Annotated in this window: 19 protein-coding genes and 1 tRNA gene; 14 read left to right on the top strand and 6 right to left on the bottom strand. The window is 48.2% G+C overall.

What is annotated here, in order from left to right; translation table 11 throughout:
* The coding region (locus tag PHW04_17940; GenBank protein MDD2717771.1) for a DNA polymerase I at positions 1 to 330 on the bottom strand (330 nt) is incomplete at its 3' end.
* 233 nt (positions 331 to 563) lie between these two features.
* On the opposite strand from PHW04_17940, the gene PHW04_17935 reads away from it, so the two are divergent.
* The 7 genes from PHW04_17935 to PHW04_17905 all read left to right on the top strand — a co-directional run bounded on the left by PHW04_17935 (position 564) and on the right by PHW04_17905 (position 8,429).
* Positions 564 to 1,571, top strand: coding sequence for a hypothetical protein (locus PHW04_17935; GenBank protein ID MDD2717770.1), 1,008 nt, complete (start codon positions 564 to 566; stop codon positions 1,569 to 1,571).
* Positions 1,572 to 1,618: 47 nt separating this feature from the next.
* On the top strand, positions 1,619 to 3,727 hold the full coding sequence (locus tag PHW04_17930; GenBank protein MDD2717769.1) for a hypothetical protein: 2,109 nt from the start codon (positions 1,619 to 1,621) through the stop codon (positions 3,725 to 3,727).
* 113 nt (positions 3,728 to 3,840) lie between these two features.
* Positions 3,841 to 4,260 carry a GntR family transcriptional regulator gene (locus tag PHW04_17925; protein MDD2717768.1) on the top strand — a complete coding sequence of 140 codons (420 nt, stop codon included), beginning with the start codon at positions 3,841 to 3,843 and terminating at the stop codon, positions 4,258 to 4,260.
* A 17-nt stretch (positions 4,261 to 4,277) separates the two neighbouring features.
* Positions 4,278 to 4,970 (top strand): ankyrin repeat domain-containing protein, encoded by a 693-nt coding sequence (locus tag PHW04_17920; protein ID MDD2717767.1) that lies wholly within the window; start codon positions 4,278 to 4,280, stop codon positions 4,968 to 4,970.
* 21 nt (positions 4,971 to 4,991) lie between these two features.
* Entirely contained in the window at positions 4,992 to 5,837 is an 846-nt protein-coding gene (locus PHW04_17915) for an ABC transporter ATP-binding protein (GenBank protein MDD2717766.1), read from the top strand.
* 10 nt (positions 5,838 to 5,847) lie between these two features.
* Positions 5,848 to 7,557: a hypothetical protein gene (locus PHW04_17910; GenBank protein ID MDD2717765.1), complete on the top strand. Its 1,710-nt coding sequence runs from the start codon at positions 5,848 to 5,850 to the stop codon at positions 7,555 to 7,557.
* A gap of 32 nt (positions 7,558 to 7,589) precedes the next feature.
* A complete protein-coding gene (locus tag PHW04_17905; GenBank protein ID MDD2717764.1) occupies positions 7,590 to 8,429 on the top strand; it encodes a hypothetical protein in 840 nt (279 codons plus the stop codon).
* Positions 8,430 to 8,588: 159 nt separating this feature from the next.
* Here PHW04_17905 and PHW04_17900 read toward each other — a convergent pair.
* A tRNA-Pro gene (locus PHW04_17900) sits at positions 8,589 to 8,666 on the bottom strand.
* Between the two features lie 100 nt (positions 8,667 to 8,766).
* Here PHW04_17900 and PHW04_17895 point away from each other — a divergent pair.
* Both PHW04_17895 and PHW04_17890 read left to right on the top strand, forming a co-directional pair.
* A complete protein-coding gene (locus PHW04_17895; protein ID MDD2717763.1) occupies positions 8,767 to 9,243 on the top strand; it encodes a prepilin-type N-terminal cleavage/methylation domain-containing protein in 477 nt (158 codons plus the stop codon).
* Entirely contained in the window at positions 9,215 to 9,670 is a 456-nt protein-coding gene (locus PHW04_17890) for a prepilin-type N-terminal cleavage/methylation domain-containing protein (protein ID MDD2717762.1), read from the top strand. The genes PHW04_17895 and PHW04_17890 overlap by 29 nt, the downstream gene beginning before the upstream one ends.
* A 429-nt stretch (positions 9,671 to 10,099) precedes the next feature.
* On the opposite strand, the gene PHW04_17885 is transcribed toward PHW04_17890, so the two are convergent.
* Both PHW04_17885 and PHW04_17880 read right to left on the bottom strand, forming a co-directional pair.
* Positions 10,100 to 10,993 carry a PP2C family protein-serine/threonine phosphatase gene (locus tag PHW04_17885; GenBank protein ID MDD2717761.1) on the bottom strand — a complete coding sequence of 298 codons (894 nt, stop codon included), beginning with the start codon at positions 10,991 to 10,993 and terminating at the stop codon, positions 10,100 to 10,102.
* A gap of 253 nt (positions 10,994 to 11,246) precedes the next feature.
* Entirely contained in the window at positions 11,247 to 11,603 is a 357-nt protein-coding gene (locus PHW04_17880; GenBank protein MDD2717760.1) for an STAS domain-containing protein, read from the bottom strand.
* 199 nt (positions 11,604 to 11,802) lie between these two features.
* On the opposite strand from PHW04_17880, the gene PHW04_17875 reads away from it, so the two are divergent.
* The 3 genes from PHW04_17875 to PHW04_17865 all read left to right on the top strand — a co-directional run bounded on the left by PHW04_17875 (position 11,803) and on the right by PHW04_17865 (position 13,355).
* The gene (locus PHW04_17875) at positions 11,803 to 12,948 is read left to right on the top strand and encodes an ABC transporter substrate-binding protein (protein MDD2717759.1); all 1,146 of its coding nucleotides are present in this window, start codon (positions 11,803 to 11,805) and stop codon (positions 12,946 to 12,948) included.
* 69 nt (positions 12,949 to 13,017) lie between these two features.
* A complete protein-coding gene (locus PHW04_17870; protein MDD2717758.1) occupies positions 13,018 to 13,188 on the top strand; it encodes a hypothetical protein in 171 nt (56 codons plus the stop codon).
* Complete coding sequence (locus tag PHW04_17865; protein ID MDD2717757.1) at positions 13,164 to 13,355, top strand: hypothetical protein; 192 nt, start codon at positions 13,164 to 13,166, stop codon at positions 13,353 to 13,355. The genes PHW04_17870 and PHW04_17865 overlap by 25 nt, the downstream gene beginning before the upstream one ends.
* Before the next feature lie 86 nt (positions 13,356 to 13,441).
* Here PHW04_17865 and thrS read toward each other — a convergent pair whose 3' ends face one another.
* Positions 13,442 to 15,358, bottom strand: a complete 1,917-nt coding sequence (thrS, locus tag PHW04_17860) for a threonine--tRNA ligase (GenBank protein MDD2717756.1) — start codon at positions 15,356 to 15,358, stop codon at positions 13,442 to 13,444.
* Positions 15,359 to 15,533: 175 nt separating this feature from the next.
* Here thrS and PHW04_17855 point away from each other — a divergent pair, with 175 nt between their 5' ends.
* Both PHW04_17855 and PHW04_17850 read left to right on the top strand, forming a co-directional pair.
* Positions 15,534 to 15,749, top strand: coding sequence for a hypothetical protein (locus PHW04_17855; protein MDD2717755.1), 216 nt, complete (start codon positions 15,534 to 15,536; stop codon positions 15,747 to 15,749).
* A 137-nt stretch (positions 15,750 to 15,886) separates the two neighbouring features.
* Positions 15,887 to 16,558, top strand: a complete 672-nt coding sequence (locus PHW04_17850; protein ID MDD2717754.1) for a hypothetical protein — start codon at positions 15,887 to 15,889, stop codon at positions 16,556 to 16,558.
* Positions 16,559 to 16,579: 21 nt separating this feature from the next.
* On the opposite strand, the gene PHW04_17845 is transcribed toward PHW04_17850, so the two are convergent.
* Positions 16,580 to 17,172, bottom strand: a 593-nt coding sequence (locus tag PHW04_17845; protein MDD2717753.1) for a hypothetical protein, incomplete at its 5' end; no start/stop codon positions are given.

Below are 17,172 nucleotides of genomic sequence, written 5' to 3'. Positions count from 1 at the left end.
AGCTTCTAAGCCTTCTGCTTCCACAGGCACCCAGCCCATCAGAGGAATCAGTTCCTTGATCCTGGGGATCTGCTGCACCAGTTCTCCGGGAGGGGACAGCCTTTTAGCCTTGTACCCTTCGAATTTTTCATGCCTGAAGGTTTTCTTACCTGTATCGAGTGCAACCAGGCATCGGTCCGGAGCGAGATCTGAGCTCGCTTTCAGGAGCATGTTGAAGAAAGCGTGGATAGCACCTGTGGGAAAGCCGGAGCGGTTCCTGAGATTACTCTTGAACATGGCAAAAAATCCACGGAAAATCAGGTTGAAGCCATCCACGATCAGGATTTTCATTTTATTCTCCCAGCTGCCATTTAATTAGTCTTAATCTTATCAGCTGATCTGGAATTCCGAAACAACTTGTTACAATTTGTTACTCCCTGTTACATGAATTATCTTGAACAAGCAGATCAGTATAGGTATAATTTATTTATGGGCCGGGAGAGCCCGTCCGAATATCCTGCACTTTGATGGGGAATTAAGTTTGTGATCATATCTTAGTAAAGAGTAGAATACAAGGAGGGAGTATGAAGTTTGCAGGCCTTCTAGTGATCATCGTTCTGATCTGTTCTTCGGCATTATTCTCAGCCGGTTTTTCCAATCTTGAGGACCTGAAAAATCTATCCAGAAGCATGGAGAATGACCCTGCTTTCCAGGCCCAGTTCATGGTCAAGGCAGATCCGGACTCCATTCAGGAGAATATCCTTTTTGAAACATTCGATTACATGCAGAAAATGAGCTCCAAGTATCCGGACGCCATTTCCGACTCAGCCGCACAGGCTGTCAATAAGCTTCTCCAGCAGATCCAGGACGAGCTCAATTCACTGCAGTCCGCAGACCCGGAACAGAAAAAACTTATTTTCGACAGGATCGACCAGCTCAAGGATCAGCTGACAGACAAGCTAATGGATGCGGGGAACCGCAACTCCAAAAGCGCTCCTATCCAGGACGACAGCGACTTCGAATACTGCGACTCAGTTCCCTCGGACAACATTCCGGAAAGCGAACAGACAGGCCTTGACTACGCGCATCTCAATGACAGTGGAGAAATAATCCAGGAAACCGTGGGAGCCTCTAAAAGTGCTCCGGTCGGAGACGAGCGCGCAGGCGGCGTTTCCGGTGACGAAATCGCCAAACTGGCGCTTGCAGTTTCAGGTAAAAGCGGTAAAGTCGTTTACGGCACCACCTGCTATACCGCTGCCACGCAGAACGGAGTCCTGGCGTGCGCTGCAGTAGTCAGCGCGATCCTGAAAAAAGGTCAGTGTGTCCAGAAAATCAACCTGGCCTGCGTAGGACTGCGGGCAGACCTGAAGAAACTGGGCTGGCAGGATGTAGGCAAGAATTACGATAAGGGCGAAGTCGTTTACTGGACCAAATCTTCAGGTGACAGACCACGCCATACCGGAATCCTGGTTCAGAAGGATGTTTACAACAAATGGTGGACAGTCGATAATTCCTCGGGCGAAAAGAAAGTACTCAAACGCCCTCTGATCCGCTCTTACTACCCCGTAGTGCTTCCGGCTCAGAAAAAGTAGCCTTTTCCGTTTCAGTGTAAGCGGAATTCAGAAGTGAGGGGGGTAACATGAACAGACGCGGTATTGTGCTTCCATTGGTCCTTGTTCTGCTGCTTGTCCTGTTCATACTCGGCGTGTTCATGAACAAGTCAGCCATCAATGAATTCCGCTTCACTTATCGCAGCGCAGACCATCTGAGAGCTACATATCTGGCAGATGCCGCAATTCAGGCTACCCTGGCCCAGATCAAGGAAGGAATGAACGGCAAAAATGAGGAAGTCCGGAAGGTAATGACAGCTCTCGAAGAAAAAAAAGACTTCCTGGATTACCAGGATCTTAAAGACCCCTATAAAAAAGCCCTGGACGATCTGTCCGTGACCTTGAACGCCGCAGACAGCGGCAATTCCGTTGACAGCGGAGTCTACAAAGTCAAGAAAATCGAAACTACAGTCTCCAAATGCCTCCTGCTTCAAAAAAATCTCGGCGATAAATACGGTGACAGAACCCGCAGACTCTCGATCGCAGTTTCACTGGAATACACTGGGGCAGGCAGCAAAAAATTGAATTTCACCAAAAAAATCATCCAGTGCTTTGACGTGAAAGTGGCTGATGTTAGGCCGGTGGGGCTCCGCTATGTGATGATGGTGGCTAAAATCAATGATCCGGAAAAAGACTTCAACAACGGCGAGCATTTTTTCGTGAATTTCAAACCTGAAAACGGAGAGGAAAGCGACGGGATTTCCATCGGCAATGACGGAAAGGAAGCCGTGATCAGGTTGTGCGGCAGATATTCCGGACACGAGGACTGGGAGAAAAGCATCAAAGACCCGAAATGCGATCTGCTCAATGACCTGACAAAAGCCAATTCCCCTGAATCGCTGATCCCGGGGTGGGACGAGAACAAAGACAGTGCCTTTAAGCCGGAAGAGCCCTTTGTTCCTGACAATGAGCCCTGGGAGAAAAACGAGCGGCTGAGCGAAAAGAAAAAGGAAAACGAGCTTCAGTTCCTGACCGGCGGCCAGGACAAGCATGGTCCAGGGCCGGCCTGTTTCGATTGCAGTGAGACTGTCCACCAGAAAAGCACATCCAAAGTCCTTCTTAACACCGGCGGCGGCTGCAAGCTTGAGGATGCCACGCCCTTCGATGATTCAGGAAAAACCTGTGGAGATTACATCCCGTTTGCGAAATTCAAGCACCAGATCCTGAAGCAGGAAAATGGCCCTTTTTTCAACTCAGGGCTCGAAGACGGGAGAACTCACCTTTTCTACGAGAATTGTTCCAGGCCATGTCCGATTTACGGGAATGTACGCAAGGCCTGGGTATGTTTCAAGTATGAAGCTGAAGCTAAAGCGGATTCAGGCACAGTGCCGTTTTTCGAACCTGCCACTACCATGCGCTGTCAGGAAGCGGGAGACGGAATGGATGTGCTGCTGAAGATCCCCTGCGTCCATCATTACCAGAAATGGGACGATGATAAGTGCTGGGATGTCAACGACATGGCGAAAATCGCGGAAGCCAAGCCCGTTGTCAAGGGGAATTATCAGGTCAAGATGCGGAACACCACCTGGTCTTCATGGAGCAGCGGCGCATCTGAGATTGATCTCAGCCAGAATCTGAAATCAGCCAAGAATCTGGAAAAATTCTCCACAGTCATCAAGGATAGCTTCAGGCTGGGCGTCACCCGCAGAGTAGGCGATCCGGCAAAGGATAAAACACTTCTGGACGGGAATAAATTCTACCCAGAAGGCGTGCTGGAAATTACAGAGACAAAGGATCTGAACCTGATCATGAACAACCCCGGCATGCTCATCTCCGAAAAACAGCAGAAACTGAAAGGCTCAAAATACGAACCGGAGAAAAACCCATTTTTCAAGCAGAAAACCGCGCTTTCCCTTGTCTGCCAGGATACTGTGACCATCGGGAACGCTCCCATGAGAGCAGGAATCTGCTGCAAGGCCCCGGATGCAGATGCAGACGTCAACCTGGGAGGAAATCTAGTGGTTGAGAACATTGTGGTGGGGTCAGACAAAAAAATCCGCGGGAAACTTACTTATGACGGACTCTTCAAATCAGACGATTTTCTGGTGGATGATATCAAAACCAATCATAAATGCAGCTTCATAGTCACGATCAGTCCCATCCCGAATGAATATTTCGACGAAAATCAATTGAACTGAATCCAATGCTTTCAAGCCTTTTGAACCATGATTTTCGTATGTAAAAAAATATTTATTTTTACTGTTGACTGTGTCGCTGTTTTAGTGTATTATATAATTAGTACAGTGAAACAGTGAAATTTCTGGAAGGCGGTGAAATCATGTTCTCCTTGAACTTCAAAGACGACCAGCCCATTTACCAGCAGGTGGTGAATCAGGTGGCGCAGAAGATCGTCACAGGTGAACTCAAACCTGACGAGGAACTGCCCTCTGTCCGGAAACTTGCCGAAACTCTGGTCATAAATCCAAACACCATAGTCAGAGCATATTATGAGCTGGAACTGATGAAAATAGTGGAAAAAAGACGGGGGATGGGAACATTTGTGACAACCTGCGCTCCTGAAGTAGCGAAAAAGATCAGCCTGGACCTTTTGCAGGGGAAAATCGACGAACTGGTGCAGGAAGCGCATCGCACTTCAGTAAGTGAAGAAGGATTGATCAGCAGAATCAGAGACAGGTATGACCTGGTCACAAGCGGAAAAAATATTAAATAAGTGGACAAGGGGGAAATATGAAGAAGAAAATCACTCTGCTCGCGATCATTCTCATGGTGTACGTCGCATCAGCCTCCACAATGGATGCCAATCTGCTCAAGGCAGCGGAAAACGGGAATCAGAACGAAGCCCGGGAAGCTCTGAAACTTGGGGCTGATCCCGAAGCCAGGGACAGATTCAACGGGGAGACGGCACTGATCAAGGCCATCAAATCGGATTCTCCTGACCTGATAAAAATGCTGCTTGAGAACGAAGTCAAGGCTGACATAGAGACAGCTGACAATGAAGGAACTACAGTCCTGATTCATGCCATTCTGAGAAACGACAACAGGATTTTCAAGCTGATCATAGACAGGAAAATCAATCTGGACAGACCAGACAGGCGGGGAGTCACTCCCCTGATGCACGCTCTGGCTGAAAAAAACGAGGAAGCAGTGAAAATGCTGATCGACAAAGGGGCGGATATCTTCGTGAAGGACTGCAATGGCGCTTCAGCCCTCCTCTATGCGGTCGCCAATGACCTGCTGCAGAGCGTGACTCTGCTCCTTTCAAAAGGCGCCAGAAAATTCGAATCCGACAGATTCGGCTATGATTCCTTCAGTCTGGCGGAACGAACCGGGAATCACGAAATTCTCGGACTGCTGAAGGGCAATTCACATGCAAACAGGCAGTATGCGGAAAACCCGCTTCTGAAAACGGGATCAAGATAAATTAAAATGAAAGGAGCTTTTATGGATAAAATCACAATTCAGCTGAAGGATATCAGAAAAAAATTCCTGGACAAGAGGGTCTTGAACGGAATCAATCTGGAACTCGGTTCTGGTTCGATCCTGGGACTGCTGGGGCAGAACGGGGCAGGTAAAACCACCCTGATCAGGATCATGGTCGGACTTCTGGAACACGATGCAGGCGAGATCTCAATTCTGGGGCTTTCTCCAATCCGGGATCATGTTGAGCTGATGAACAGGGTCGGATATCTTCCGGAAAACCGTGACCTCTATGACTGGATGACAGTTTCGGAAATCATTGCTTTCTGCAAGGGAATCTACAAGGAATGGGACGACACTCTGGTGGAAAAAAACCGGAAAAGGATTGGGATCGCTGACAACCAGAGGATCGCCGACCTCTCATTCGGCCAGCGCAGCATGCTCTGCCTGATACTGGCGCTCGGACACAAACCTCAAGTCCTGATCCTGGACGACCCTTCCGCAGGCCTGGATATCACTACCCACAAGGAAATCCTGGCAGCCATCATCCGGGAGGCGGCGGACAATGGAACGAGCGTGTTGCTTTCTTCCCATTTCATCGGCGAGATCGAGCGGGTCTGCGACAGGATCGCAATCCTCAGGGATGGTGTTTTCAAAGAATGCCAGGAGCTCGATTCTCTGCTCTCAAAGTTTTCCTGTGCTCTGATTACAGGAGGAGAACATCCGGACACGATCGTGCTTGAAAAAGGAGACAATTGGGCCAAAGTCGTGATCCCTTCAGTCGCTGCCAAAGACCTGGAGAGAAATGCCAAAATCAATGAAATCAGGCCTGCCACTCTGGAAGAGATTTATCTGGCATTGGCCAGATGAGGGGGGAAACATGAAGGTGTTCAAATTGACGAAAATTTATCTGAGCCTGATCAGGAAAGAGATTTTAGCATCAGTGATCCTGTCAATACTGACATTTTCCCTGCTGTTTCTATTACCTGACAGGGACATTCTTTTTCAGGAAGACGGCAGATACTGCATTCTGCAGAATTCCGTCTATATCCTGGCAATCCTGTTAATGGTGACCTCAAGCTTCAAACTGTCACTTTTCATCAAGGAAAAAAATTCTTTCTGGCATCTGCCTGTAACAACTTCAAGCATCGCTCTCTCATTTGTATTGACTCTCCTGATTGCGGCAGGGGTTTATTCTCTTTCCCTTAATCTGGCCGTCTCGCCATTGACCAGAGTGTTCGAAATCGCGGACCGGGGAAGCGGTTATACGGAAAGAGATATCCGCCTGGCCAGGAATCCGGAAGAATGCATAGACAACCTTGGGATCCAAGTGCAGAGTATTTATCTGATAAAATCATTGATAGATCCATTAGAAGTCAGGTATTACATAAGAAGGTATAAAATGAGCGAAAATGCCACCGCACTAGATGTGTATACCCGAATCGTAGGGCGCTGGAAGGCTGAGCAGAAGTATCGAAAGTCTGTCTATGAACAGTTGGATCTGAGCAATTACCGCAGCTTGAATGATTTCTCAGCAGGTTGTTTCTATACTTTTTTCAATGCAGGCGTATGGGGTCTGGTACTTTCGACTGTGATCCTTTCGGCAGAGAGTTTTGCCGGGATCGCCTCGGCGGCTACCGGGGGATTGATTCTCTTTTCAGTGCTGCAGCGCTCACAGTTTATTCTGACATCTTTCACAGACTCCTATAATCCATTCCAAATTTTTATTAACCCTGATACCTCCTATTGGCATCTGTCAAAAATCTGTTTCTTCCACGACATCCCCTGGCAATATTACTCCTTCCATCTGCCAGGGCTGGTCCTTGTCTTTTTCCTGTTCCTGTGCGGTTTGATCCATAGAAAAAGGCACAATCTCAAGAGTTTCAGGATTCCAGTTGAGAAAATGGAAGCTGAGCTGAAAAGACCTCTTCTGATCCACTTTTTCAAACCGGATTCCCTGCTGAAATACGAGCTGATCAAGCTCAGCAATTCCTTTGTGGCAGCAGTGTTGATCTGTCTGATGATTCTGCTGTCCGCAATGCTTTACCCGATGACCATCTACATCACCTCATATTCAAAGTATTTTTTCCTGGCACAACTGCTTGTCACATCACTTGTTTCGCTGGCCTTGGGCAGCATGCTGCTCAGTCTGCAAAGCGACAGAGCCGGAAAAAGGAGATTCATTTCGGATTTCACCATGTCGCTCCCGATAATGCAGGAGCAGATCTTGAGCACAAGATTCAGGAGCGCTCTTGTGTATCTCCTGCTCCCTCTCCTCACAGCCTGGATTGTGATTCTGGGTTTCGGGGGCAAGCTGGACTTGATTATTTTCACCAAAAGCCTGGTTTTGTTCCCGCTGCTGGCCTTTTCTCTTTATTATTTTGTTACTGTCCTCCTTTCTGTAAAACCGGAAAATTCCTGCTGGAATTACTTCAAGCCTGTATATCTCGGGTTGATCATTCTGCCTGTTCTGTGCCACGATCCCTCAGATGCAACCGGGAGATACGACATTTTCCTGGCCCTGGAATTTCTCTGCACTGTCTGGCTCTTCTATTTGACAAGGAAGCTTACTGGGGCAAGAATGATTTGAGAGGATATTCCCAGATAATTTCAGGAGGTCTTATGAAAAAAACTGTTGTGTTTCTGCTGATCCTGTTGTGCCTGCCGGTCTTTGCCGGTCCGAAGGAGAATGAACTGTTCTCAGCTGTCGATGAGGACAATTACCAGAAAGTAAAAGTTGCAGTACTGGCTGGTGCTGATCTCAATGCCAGAAACAGCGAAGGCCTGACTGCAGTCGATCTTGAGGTCAACAAGCTGAAGGACAAGTGCCTCACCTCCAGCAAAATTCTCGATCTGTTCAATGCCCATGGCGCAGCTGTTTCTATCGGCACTAAACCAGCAACCACTTCCCCTGCTGTTGAACTCTGCCTGGCCAACATGAGAACCCTCGAATCAGCCCTGGAAATGGTCCTGATGGAGAACACAGACAAAATCCTCGACCCCATCGATAAAAGTGGATTCAGCCTGGATTTCCTTAAACCCTGGATCCCGGGCAATACTATCCCAACCTGTCCGGCTTATGGAATGTATTTCATCTCCGGGGATCGCGAGAAAGGATATTACCTGGAATGCTCGGAACACGGAACTGTCGATTCACCTAAGGAAAATGCGGTTGCGGTAAGTAATGAATCACAGAAAGAAGTTAAAAAGCCTCAGAAGGAAGCATCTGTCACGATGACTTTCAAATCTACTGCCGCAGATGCTGTGATCATGGCCATCGCCAAGACCACCGGCATCAACATAGTCTGTCCGGGCAGCCTGGCTGAAAAAAGAATCAATGCATCCTTCAAGAATACTCCAGCCGGTGAAGCACTGTCTGACATAGCGCTCCAGCTCGGTACCACGCTTCAAAAAACAGAGAAAGGATACGTGTTCATCGAGAAATCCGAGGGAAAGAAGTAGAGCGAGGTACAGAGGAAGAAAACGCCATTCATACCTCAATCCGAAGTTTGAGATCAGTACGAGGCGGCGAAGAGTGAGTGAACGAGCCGTACTTAAAGGTACGGTGAGGAACGAACGATGAGCCAACGAAGTAATGATCCAAAATTCGGATTGAGGAGATGGTCGGGGCGACTGGATTTGAACCAGCGACCACTTGAACCCCATTCAAGTACGCTAGCCAGGCTGCGCTACGCCCCGACGTCTTTTATTTTATCCCGGCGCACCGGCACTGTCAATGTCAGCCGGGGCTTGGACCATCATACCACAGAAACGGCTTGTTTTATGATATATTTATCTGATGTGCTGTAAAAAAGGCTTCAGCCTGCTGGAACTTGCCATGACCCTCGTCATCCTGTTGATCCTGACAGCCCTGCTTTCCCCGGAAGTCATCGAACAGATCGAACGTACCAGGATGGCACAGGCCTTCAGTCAAGGGAATGATCTGAAACAAAGGCTGCTGGAATACCAGATCGATCCCTTGAAATTAAGGCCAGCTCAGGATAGAGGTACTTTTCACAAGACCACAAACACAGGCACCAGAGAAGTAATCATGGACGATCTGGTGCTGGATGGTTATCTGACAAACTATCCTTACAATCCGTGGCATAACAAATGGGAAATAAAATACGAGCTCGACCCTGATCCTGCGAAAAACATTAAAACCATTAAAATCTCCAGCCTGACAGGCATTCCCAACCCAACCGACACTGAGGCCTTAGAAAAATCCTCCGTTTTAAAGGAAATTTATGTTGGTACTGTGGAAATCGGCGACTGACAAAGCTTTCACACTGGTGGAAATGATGATCGCAATTGTGATCATTTCCATCATGTCTGCGATAGCCTATCCCTATTATCTCACCACAGTTCACGAAGCCAGCCAGCGCAGGGCTTACAATGACTTCAAGACCATCGGAAACGCTGCGATCAATTATCATCTCAATTATCAGAAATGGCCGCAGAATATCAATGATCTCTGCCCCATGTATCTTGAGAAAAACATGACAGATCCCTGGGGGAACAACTATACGATCATGACCCTGCCCAAGACAGTAGAACGACCGGTCGGATCAGGCAACAACATCACAATCAACTGTTTCTATGTTTTCACAACCTCGCGCAGATTCCTGTATCCGAATGATGACACTACTTTCCATACAACCAGCGAGATCGGACCATCCTGGCAACTGGTAGAAACAGAATAATTGCTCTTGATTTTTTCTTCTGTTTTTCGTAGAATGAAAACAGGATAGTAAAGGCCTCGCCTTTTACGTGTTTAAGATGACAAGTTTCAAGCCTACGCCCTGTTTCAGGGAATCCGACTCCCGGATTATCCGGCAGGACACTTACGGGTGGCAACACTACGAAGTCTGCTGGACGCCGGGGGGGACAACCAACCTGCTGTGAGCAGGTTTGAAACGATTCTTACACGATCAGGTGGGGTCTTTTCATTTTGTTGAAAAACAGCCATCTGCGTCGTTGCGCTCGACCTCGTCACTACGCAGTACGTTTAAGTACAGCTCGCTCCTCGGCCTCGCGCGCCTAGCATCTGACTGTTTTTGAACAAAATGGTAGGACTTCGTTAAAAGAAAAAAGGTGGACCCTTTTCAGAACATCCACCTGCAGTCCTTTTTTTAATTCTGTTCTCGGCTTCTCAGGGAAAGTATCAGCGTTGCGTCATCCAGCTTCTGCCTGGGATCAACAAACCAGTAGTAATAATCCTTGAATTCATCGATGAGTGCGTTTAATTCAATGCCCTTTCTGTAATGATCCCTTAAAAATCTCTTTAGCCTGTCTGCACCGAACGGGGTTCCTTCTGAATCGATGGCGTCAGTGATGCCGTCTGTATACATGGCCAGCAGGTCACCGTATCTGAACCTGGCTTCCTGGCGGCTGTATTTCGCCCCGTCGAACATGCCCAGCATCAGTCCGCCGCTGTTCAATTCCAGAAATTCTTTGTCCCCGTTGAAGATCAAGGGATAATTATGACCCGCGTTGCAGAATGAAAGCATGTCGTTCTGCTCATCCAGTACGCCCATGAAAAGCGTCACGAACATCGAATCCATCAGACATTTCCGCAGATATTCGTTCAGCTCTGTAATCACTGCTTCGGTCTTATCCAGCACTTTGTGCTGAGCCGCGTAATGGATGATGCTTCTGATCATCACCATCAGCATCGAAGCAGGCACGCCTTTACCTGAAACATCGCCGATCAGGAAAGCCTTATGGGACTCATCCAGTTCCAGCATGTCATAATAATCACCACCAACGATGTGCGCCGGTTCATAAAAGCAGGCTGATTCCAGCCCTTTAAGCCCGGTGCATTGAGAAGGGAGAAGATTGATCTGGATTTTTCTCGCAACTTCCAGCTCATGTTCAATATAACCGCTGGTGATGGAATTGATGATCCCGGCTTTGGGAAAATCGGAAATAGGATCCTGAAAATCCCTGAAACTTCTTTTCCCCTCGAAAGCGATCTTACTGTAGTCTTTTTTTGTGTTTGCTACTCCATACTTGTAGACGCTCATACTCTATTTCCTCCTTGTCCGCTTGTTAACTACATTTGATCACCTCCTTCATTAGGCTGCAAAATGGACCTGACCCGATTTTAGCTTCAGGTTCAGGAATGGGCTCGCTTCCATCCAAAAACGAATGCCCCCCTCGCAGAAGCAAAGGCCCTATAATTTAAATAATACCCGCCATCTAAGAAAATTCAAGCACAGACCGCTTCCCATATCGGGAATATCAGCTCTGCCTTACTGGAACCTGTTTACATTTCTTTCAGGCCAGGTTTTTAAGAGCTTCTGATTCAGTGGGAAATATCTTGATGAAAAGATCCGCTTTGGTGAGTTTGATGACCATTTCCACCATGGAATTTGGGGCATAGGCCACCAGCTTTCCGCCATTTTTCATGACCACCGCACAGAATTTCCTGATGACTGCAATTCCTGTACTGTTAGTGAAGTTCAGTTTTTCCAGATTCAAAGCCACATTGGCTCCTTTCAGAGCTACAAATTCACTCACAAAAGAGGCCAGCATTTCTTCGCCCTCGAAGTCCAGATCGCCGGAAATATCAATAATTATGGCCAGACTGCCGGAGTCCAGTTTTTTTTCCCGTCTTACGATCTCAATTGACATTTATTTTTCCCGCAGGATTCGTGATATTGTCGGACGATTTTCCGACCAGTACAATCTAAATCAATATTAATACCAAAAAAGGCTTTGTCAACGATATTTTTCTTTTTCTCCTGACTCGAACCTCGACTCTGATTGTCAAAGCGCTATTCCAGGTTTATCATGTAGATATCCAAAGAAGCAGCGATCACAGGGAGCCTTCATGACTAAAATCACAACCATCCTGCTTGCATGGCTTTTTATCGCGCCCTCAATCGCCGGAGATTTCAAGATCGCAGCGATTCTCGACAAGACCGGCCCAACCAGCGATGTCTGCCTTTCCTATCTCCAGGGCATCGGAGATTACCTCTCATACACCGGCGGCAGATGCGGGAACAATAAGATCAGTCTGATCAGTGGTGATTATCAATACATAGTGCCCAAGTCCTTGCAGCTTTTCCGAAAATTTGTTGAATCCAGTGAAGTCCTGGCAGTGATCGGCTGGGGCACAGGTGACAGCATTCTGCTCTCATCCCTTGCCGAATCCAGTGAAGTGCTTTTTGTACCTGCCTCTTTCGCCGATTCGCTGGTCTCTCCCTGCAGGAAGTTCACCTTCAATCCTTTCTCTACTTACAATGAAGAATTCAAGGTGCTTCTGCAATACATCGCAGCCGATTCCGAGAGGAAAAGCCGGAAAGCCAAGGTTGCGATCGTTTATCATGAAAGCGGATTCGGCAGATCACCGCTCGATCAGGGCAGACATCTGGCCAGAAAGCTGGGAATCGGGATCGTGGCAGAGATCCCGCAGAGTTCCCTGATCACAGATGCTGAAGACATTTTTAACCAACTGATTGATAAGAAACCGGACTATGTGATAATCCAGGATACTTTGCAGCGGGCCGCGCTTGATCTGCGGGATGGAAAAAAAGTCCTGCCTGATGCCCAGTTTCTCGGTACTTACTACACCCTGGACAACAGGATTTTCGATGTGGCCGGAGCCGCAGCCGAGGGTTTCATCTCCGTTTCTCCCTTCCAGTGCTGGGATTATGACAGCGGGGAAATCCGCCTGATGCACGATTTCGTAAAAACACGCAAATCTCCGGAATCAATGCAGATGCAGTACATTCAAGGCTGGATCGTGGCAAGGAGCATCTGCGACGCCCTGAAAAAGGCCGGTCCTTCTCCCACCCGGTTGAAACTCCGTGACGCATACGAATCCCTCACTGCATACAATACCAATGGTGCGAGCGGATCTGTCAGCTTTTCCCCTGCCAACCACAAGGGATCCAGAACACTGATGCTTTACAGAGCAGGAGTAAAAGACAGAAAATTCGCTCCAGCAGGCGACTGGGTGACAATTCCTGAGTGAATTCGATTAAAATTAGTATCTAAATCTACCGATAGTATAACAAACCACAAAATTCCAGAGGAGTCGAATATGGAAAGAAATGAAGTATTGCTAAGGCTTCAGCGCGAATTCAACGACAGCGCCCCGAATGTCCGGATGATCTGCGAACTGCTGGTTCAGCTGGGTATGGAGAACGACCTTCAGAAATGCTATTCCCTCGACGACCTGAAACAACTATGGCTAAGGATAAAAAGCGTCTGAACGAACTCTGTGAAAGTTGCCTCAACAGCTGCAAGCAGAGCATTGAGGTGGCGATCGTCAGCTGCGATAGATATACTCCGCAGCTGGAATTGAAGTTTAAAAAAGTATCTGCACCGGCTAAACCAAAGACAAAAAAACCGCCCCGCAGAAAACCATTAAAGAAGTGATTAGTGATTAGTGATTAGTGAATGGTGAATGGTGAAGAGAAAGACATATTCAGAACCAATCACTATTCTCTAATCACCAGTCACTTTTAAATTACCAGCTTAACCAGCATTTCCTTAAATTCGGCCAGTGTAATTCCTTTGATATGTTCGCCTTCCCTGGTCCGCACTGTCAGTTTCCCGCTTTCCACTTCCTCGTCTCCGATTACGACCATGAAGGGTACTTTCATCATCTGGGCCTCACGGATCTTGTAATTGACCTTTTCAGAACGCAGGTCTTCCTCGACCCTGTAGCCGGCCTGGAAAAGCTCTTCATATATTTTATGTGCACAGCCATTATGCCTGTCTGTAATCGTCAGCACACGTATCTGCACCGGCGAGAGCCAGAACGGGAACTTGCCGTTGAGATGCTCGATCAGCACTCCGATGAAGCGCTCCAGGCTGCCCACGATCGCGCGGTGCACCATGATCGGCCGCTGCTTCTCGCCCTTTTCGTCTATATAATGCAGATTGAAGCGCTCAGGAAAGTTGAAATCCACCTGGATGGTGGAGCACTGCCAGGTTCGTTTGAGCGCATCCCTGACCTTGAGATCGATCTTGGGTCCGTAAAAGGCACCATCTCCTTCGTTGATCTCATAGGGCAGTTTCATTTCTTCCAGCGCATCCTTAAGAGCCTGTGTGGCCAGGTCCCAGGTGGCGACCTCTCCGATGAACTTCTCAGGCCTGGTGCTGATTTCCAGCTTGTATTCGAAGTTGAACAGCTTCATCAGGTAATCCGCCAGGTCCATCACCTTCTTGATCTCGTCCTTCAGCTGCGACTGGAGGCAGAAGATATGGGCATCGTCCTGGGTGAAGCCCCGCACGCGCAGCAGTCCGTGCATCACGCCCGATTTCTCGTGGCGGTAGACAGTACCGAGTTCGAAGAATTTGATCGGCAGCTCCTTGTAGCTGTGCAGCTGCGAGCCATAGATCAGCACATGGCCCGGGCAGTTCATGGGCTTGACTGCGTATTCTTCCTCCTCGATGTTGAAAAAATACATGTTGTCGTGGTAAAAGCCATAATGCCCCGAGATCTTCCAGAGATTGGCGTTGTAAATATGCGGGGTAGCTACCATCTGGTAGCCACGTCTCCTGTGCTCTGCCTTCAGGAAGTTCTCAAGACTGGTCTTCAAGGCAGTGCCGTAAGGCAGATAGAGGATCAGCCCGGCACCGGCGGTCTCAGGCTCAGTGATGAAGAGCTTGAGATCACGACCGAGCACACGGTGGTCACGTTTCTTCGCTTCCTCGAGCAGGGTGATGTGTTCGTCGAGCTGGCTCTTCTTGGGAAAGGAAATTCCGTAGATGCGCTGCAGCATTCTATTTCTCTCGTCGCCTCTCCAGTAAGCGCCGGCCACTTTGAGCAATTTGTAATGCTTCATCTGGCTGGTGCTGGAAAGATGAGGACCGCGGCAGAGGTCAGTGAACTCTCCCTGAGAGTAGAGACTGACAGAGGTCTCACCCTTGGTTTTCAAGGCTTCCAGCATTTCGACCTTGTATTTATTGTCTTCGCTTCTGAATTTGGCGATGGCTTCGTCGATGGGCAGTTCCGTCCGTCTGATCGCCAGATCTTCCTCCGCGACCTTTCTCATCCCGGCTTCAATCTTTGCGAGGTCTTCTTCCGAAATCGGCGATTCCAGGTCTATGTCATAATAAAAACCTTCCTCAATCGCCGGACCGATAGCGAGCTGGGCTTTGGGCCAGATGCGCTTGACTGCCTGTGCCATCAGATGCGAGGTGGAATGCCAGAAAACTTCCTTGCCCTGGGTTTTCTCGAAATCAATAATCTCAGCCTTGGCTTTTTCGGCCAGATTGCCGGGGAAATGAGCTGAGAGGTCACGCAGTTCTCCGTTCAGGGAAACTGCCAGCGCTTCCTTTTTGTACCTTGGAAACCGAGCCAGGATGGTTTCTCCAATGCTCTGGCCTTCATTTATCTCCAGTTCCTGATTTTGAAACATGATTTTGCCCATACTGCCTCCTATACCGTAAATGTACGGGTGAACTGCCGTTCACCCCTAACTTATTATATCCGCCTGTGCCTTAATTACAAGCGTTACCCATAGATTTTATCATTTTTCTGTGCAGGCGGAAGGCTGTTCACCCCTACTTGTAAAATTCGATTTCAGGCCATAAAATGATCCTATCATGAATAAAATCAGCTTTCTCCATTGCGGTGATCATTCAGACAGGATCCACGCTGAAACTGAAGCTCTGGCTTCAGCCGGATTCAGCGTCAGGGTGACGGTTTTGCTCGGAAAAAGCCGCCTGTCCTCTTTTTTTTTTCAGCCATCCGCGCCCTGGCCAGGCTTTTCAGGCAGAACCCGGCAGCTGTCCACTGCGCAGGAATTGACGCTGCCCTGACTGGATCAGCCTACCATTTGTTAACCGGAAAACCCTTTGTTTATGAAGTAATTGGTTCTTCACACTGTGTTCCTTTGAATTCTTTCCTCTGGTTATACAAATTTCTGCATCGTATCTGCTTATCTTTAGCAGCGAAAGTGATCTCCCATCTTTGGGGATTTCAGGAAAACTGCAGTAGCCTCCAGGACAAATTCATCGAAATCTCCGCCTGCCCCCCTCTTTTCCGCGATTTTGACACGAACGGCCTGTTCGCTGATTTCAACCTCACCCGCGAACGGCATAAAATTATTTTTCTGCTCGATACTGATCAGCGCGGCACTGATCTTTTCCTGGAAACTGCTCAGGTTCTTCATTACAATCCACAATTGAAATTTGTGCTTCCGGATTCTGCGGAGAACAAAGCCAGTGCCCTGGAAATTTCCGGAGAAGTGCCTGAGAATGTTTATTATTTCAAAAACAAGGCGGATAATTTTTTAAATTACCTCAAGGATGCCTCAATCGGGTTATTGCTTTCTCAGGAGACTGATCCCTACTTTCAAGGGAAAGGTTTCTATCAGCTTCTGATGGCTTCAGTCCCTGTAATTGTCCCTGCAGGCGGATTCACCGAAAAAAGGACAATGGAGCTGGGCGTGGGAAGCGTCCTTCTCAGGAATGATCCGATTGAACTTGCCAAGGTCATCCTTTCCATGCTCTACGATCATCAGCAGTATCCGCTCCTGAAAAAAAACTGCTGCAAGGCTTCGGAAAAATACTGCTGGGAAAATGAGAAAGCCAAACTGACTGAACTATACAGGACCCTGCTCCAGTAGTTCAGCTTTTTCCGAGATTATTTAAAACTCCCCGCTGATCACCCTCACCTCTGTAGTCAATGTGGTGTCATTCTCATTGTATGTTGCAGTAAGTTCTGCGGTCTCAGCTGCAGCAGGTGCAGTGAAGACATTTCCGTTCAATGTACCTCCGCCCGTTGTCAGCGACCAGGTGATGTCGTGAGCTTCACTGGTTCCGCCATTGTACAGGACCTCGGCAGTGCCAGGCAGCTGGAATTCGCTTTCCAGAGCTACATGGACTTCAGTTGTGCTCAGGAAGATATTCACAGGGAAAGCCGGGGATTCAAGTTCTGAGTACCAGACGTCGTTCCTCGGTATGCCGTCGTTCCCGGCAATAATCCACATTTTGTTGTTGAAGTAAATCAGCTGGTGGGAGCACCTAGCAGACATGCCTGAAAATTCCGTTGTCCTGATCCAGTTCAAGCCATTTTCAGATTCCCAGATGTCGCTCAGCATCGTGTGATCAGGCCTGATGCCGCCTACAATCCAGAGCTTCCTGTCAAAGCTTGCCAGAGAATAAGCGCTTCTTGCTCCAATACTGGCTGAATTTGTAATCTCCTGCCAGTTGATGCCGTCAATTGAACACCAGACATCAT

It is taken from the genome of Candidatus Wallbacteria bacterium (assembly GCA_028687545.1).
GTDB lineage: Bacteria > Muiribacteriota > JAQTZZ01 > JAQTZZ01 > JAQTZZ01 > JAQTZZ01.
Note: the sequence above shows the minus strand (reverse complement) of the source record. Positions and strands in the feature narration are given on the sequence as shown.

What these genes read in the sequence shown, in the direction of transcription:
- PHW04_17890 (MDD2717762.1), top strand. Translation starts at nt 9,215, where the DNA reads ATGTTGGTACTGTGGAAATCGGCGACTGACAAAGCTTTCACACTGGTG.
- PHW04_17905 (MDD2717764.1), top strand. Translation starts at nt 7,590, where the DNA reads ATGAAAAAAACTGTTGTGTTTCTGCTGATCCTGTTGTGCCTGCCGGTC.
- PHW04_17920 (MDD2717767.1), top strand. Translation starts at nt 4,278, where the DNA reads ATGAAGAAGAAAATCACTCTGCTCGCGATCATTCTCATGGTGTACGTC.
- thrS (MDD2717756.1), bottom strand. Translation starts at nt 15,358, where the DNA reads ATGGGCAAAATCATGTTTCAAAATCAGGAACTGGAGATAAATGAAGGC.
- PHW04_17880 (MDD2717760.1), bottom strand. Translation starts at nt 11,603, where the DNA reads ATGTCAATTGAGATCGTAAGACGGGAAAAAAAACTGGACTCCGGCAGT.
- PHW04_17885 (MDD2717761.1), bottom strand. Translation starts at nt 10,993, where the DNA reads ATGAGCGTCTACAAGTATGGAGTAGCAAACACAAAAAAAGACTACAGT.
- PHW04_17865 (MDD2717757.1), top strand. Translation starts at nt 13,164, where the DNA reads ATGGCTAAGGATAAAAAGCGTCTGAACGAACTCTGTGAAAGTTGCCTC.
- PHW04_17870 (MDD2717758.1), top strand. Translation starts at nt 13,018, where the DNA reads ATGGAAAGAAATGAAGTATTGCTAAGGCTTCAGCGCGAATTCAACGAC.
- PHW04_17915 (MDD2717766.1), top strand. Translation starts at nt 4,992, where the DNA reads ATGGATAAAATCACAATTCAGCTGAAGGATATCAGAAAAAAATTCCTG.
- PHW04_17910 (MDD2717765.1), top strand. Translation starts at nt 5,848, where the DNA reads ATGAAGGTGTTCAAATTGACGAAAATTTATCTGAGCCTGATCAGGAAA.
- PHW04_17935 (MDD2717770.1), top strand. Translation starts at nt 564, where the DNA reads ATGAAGTTTGCAGGCCTTCTAGTGATCATCGTTCTGATCTGTTCTTCG.
- PHW04_17930 (MDD2717769.1), top strand. Translation starts at nt 1,619, where the DNA reads ATGAACAGACGCGGTATTGTGCTTCCATTGGTCCTTGTTCTGCTGCTT.
- PHW04_17875 (MDD2717759.1), top strand. Translation starts at nt 11,803, where the DNA reads ATGACTAAAATCACAACCATCCTGCTTGCATGGCTTTTTATCGCGCCC.
- PHW04_17855 (MDD2717755.1), top strand. Translation starts at nt 15,534, where the DNA reads ATGAATAAAATCAGCTTTCTCCATTGCGGTGATCATTCAGACAGGATC.
- PHW04_17895 (MDD2717763.1), top strand. Translation starts at nt 8,767, where the DNA reads ATGTGCTGTAAAAAAGGCTTCAGCCTGCTGGAACTTGCCATGACCCTC.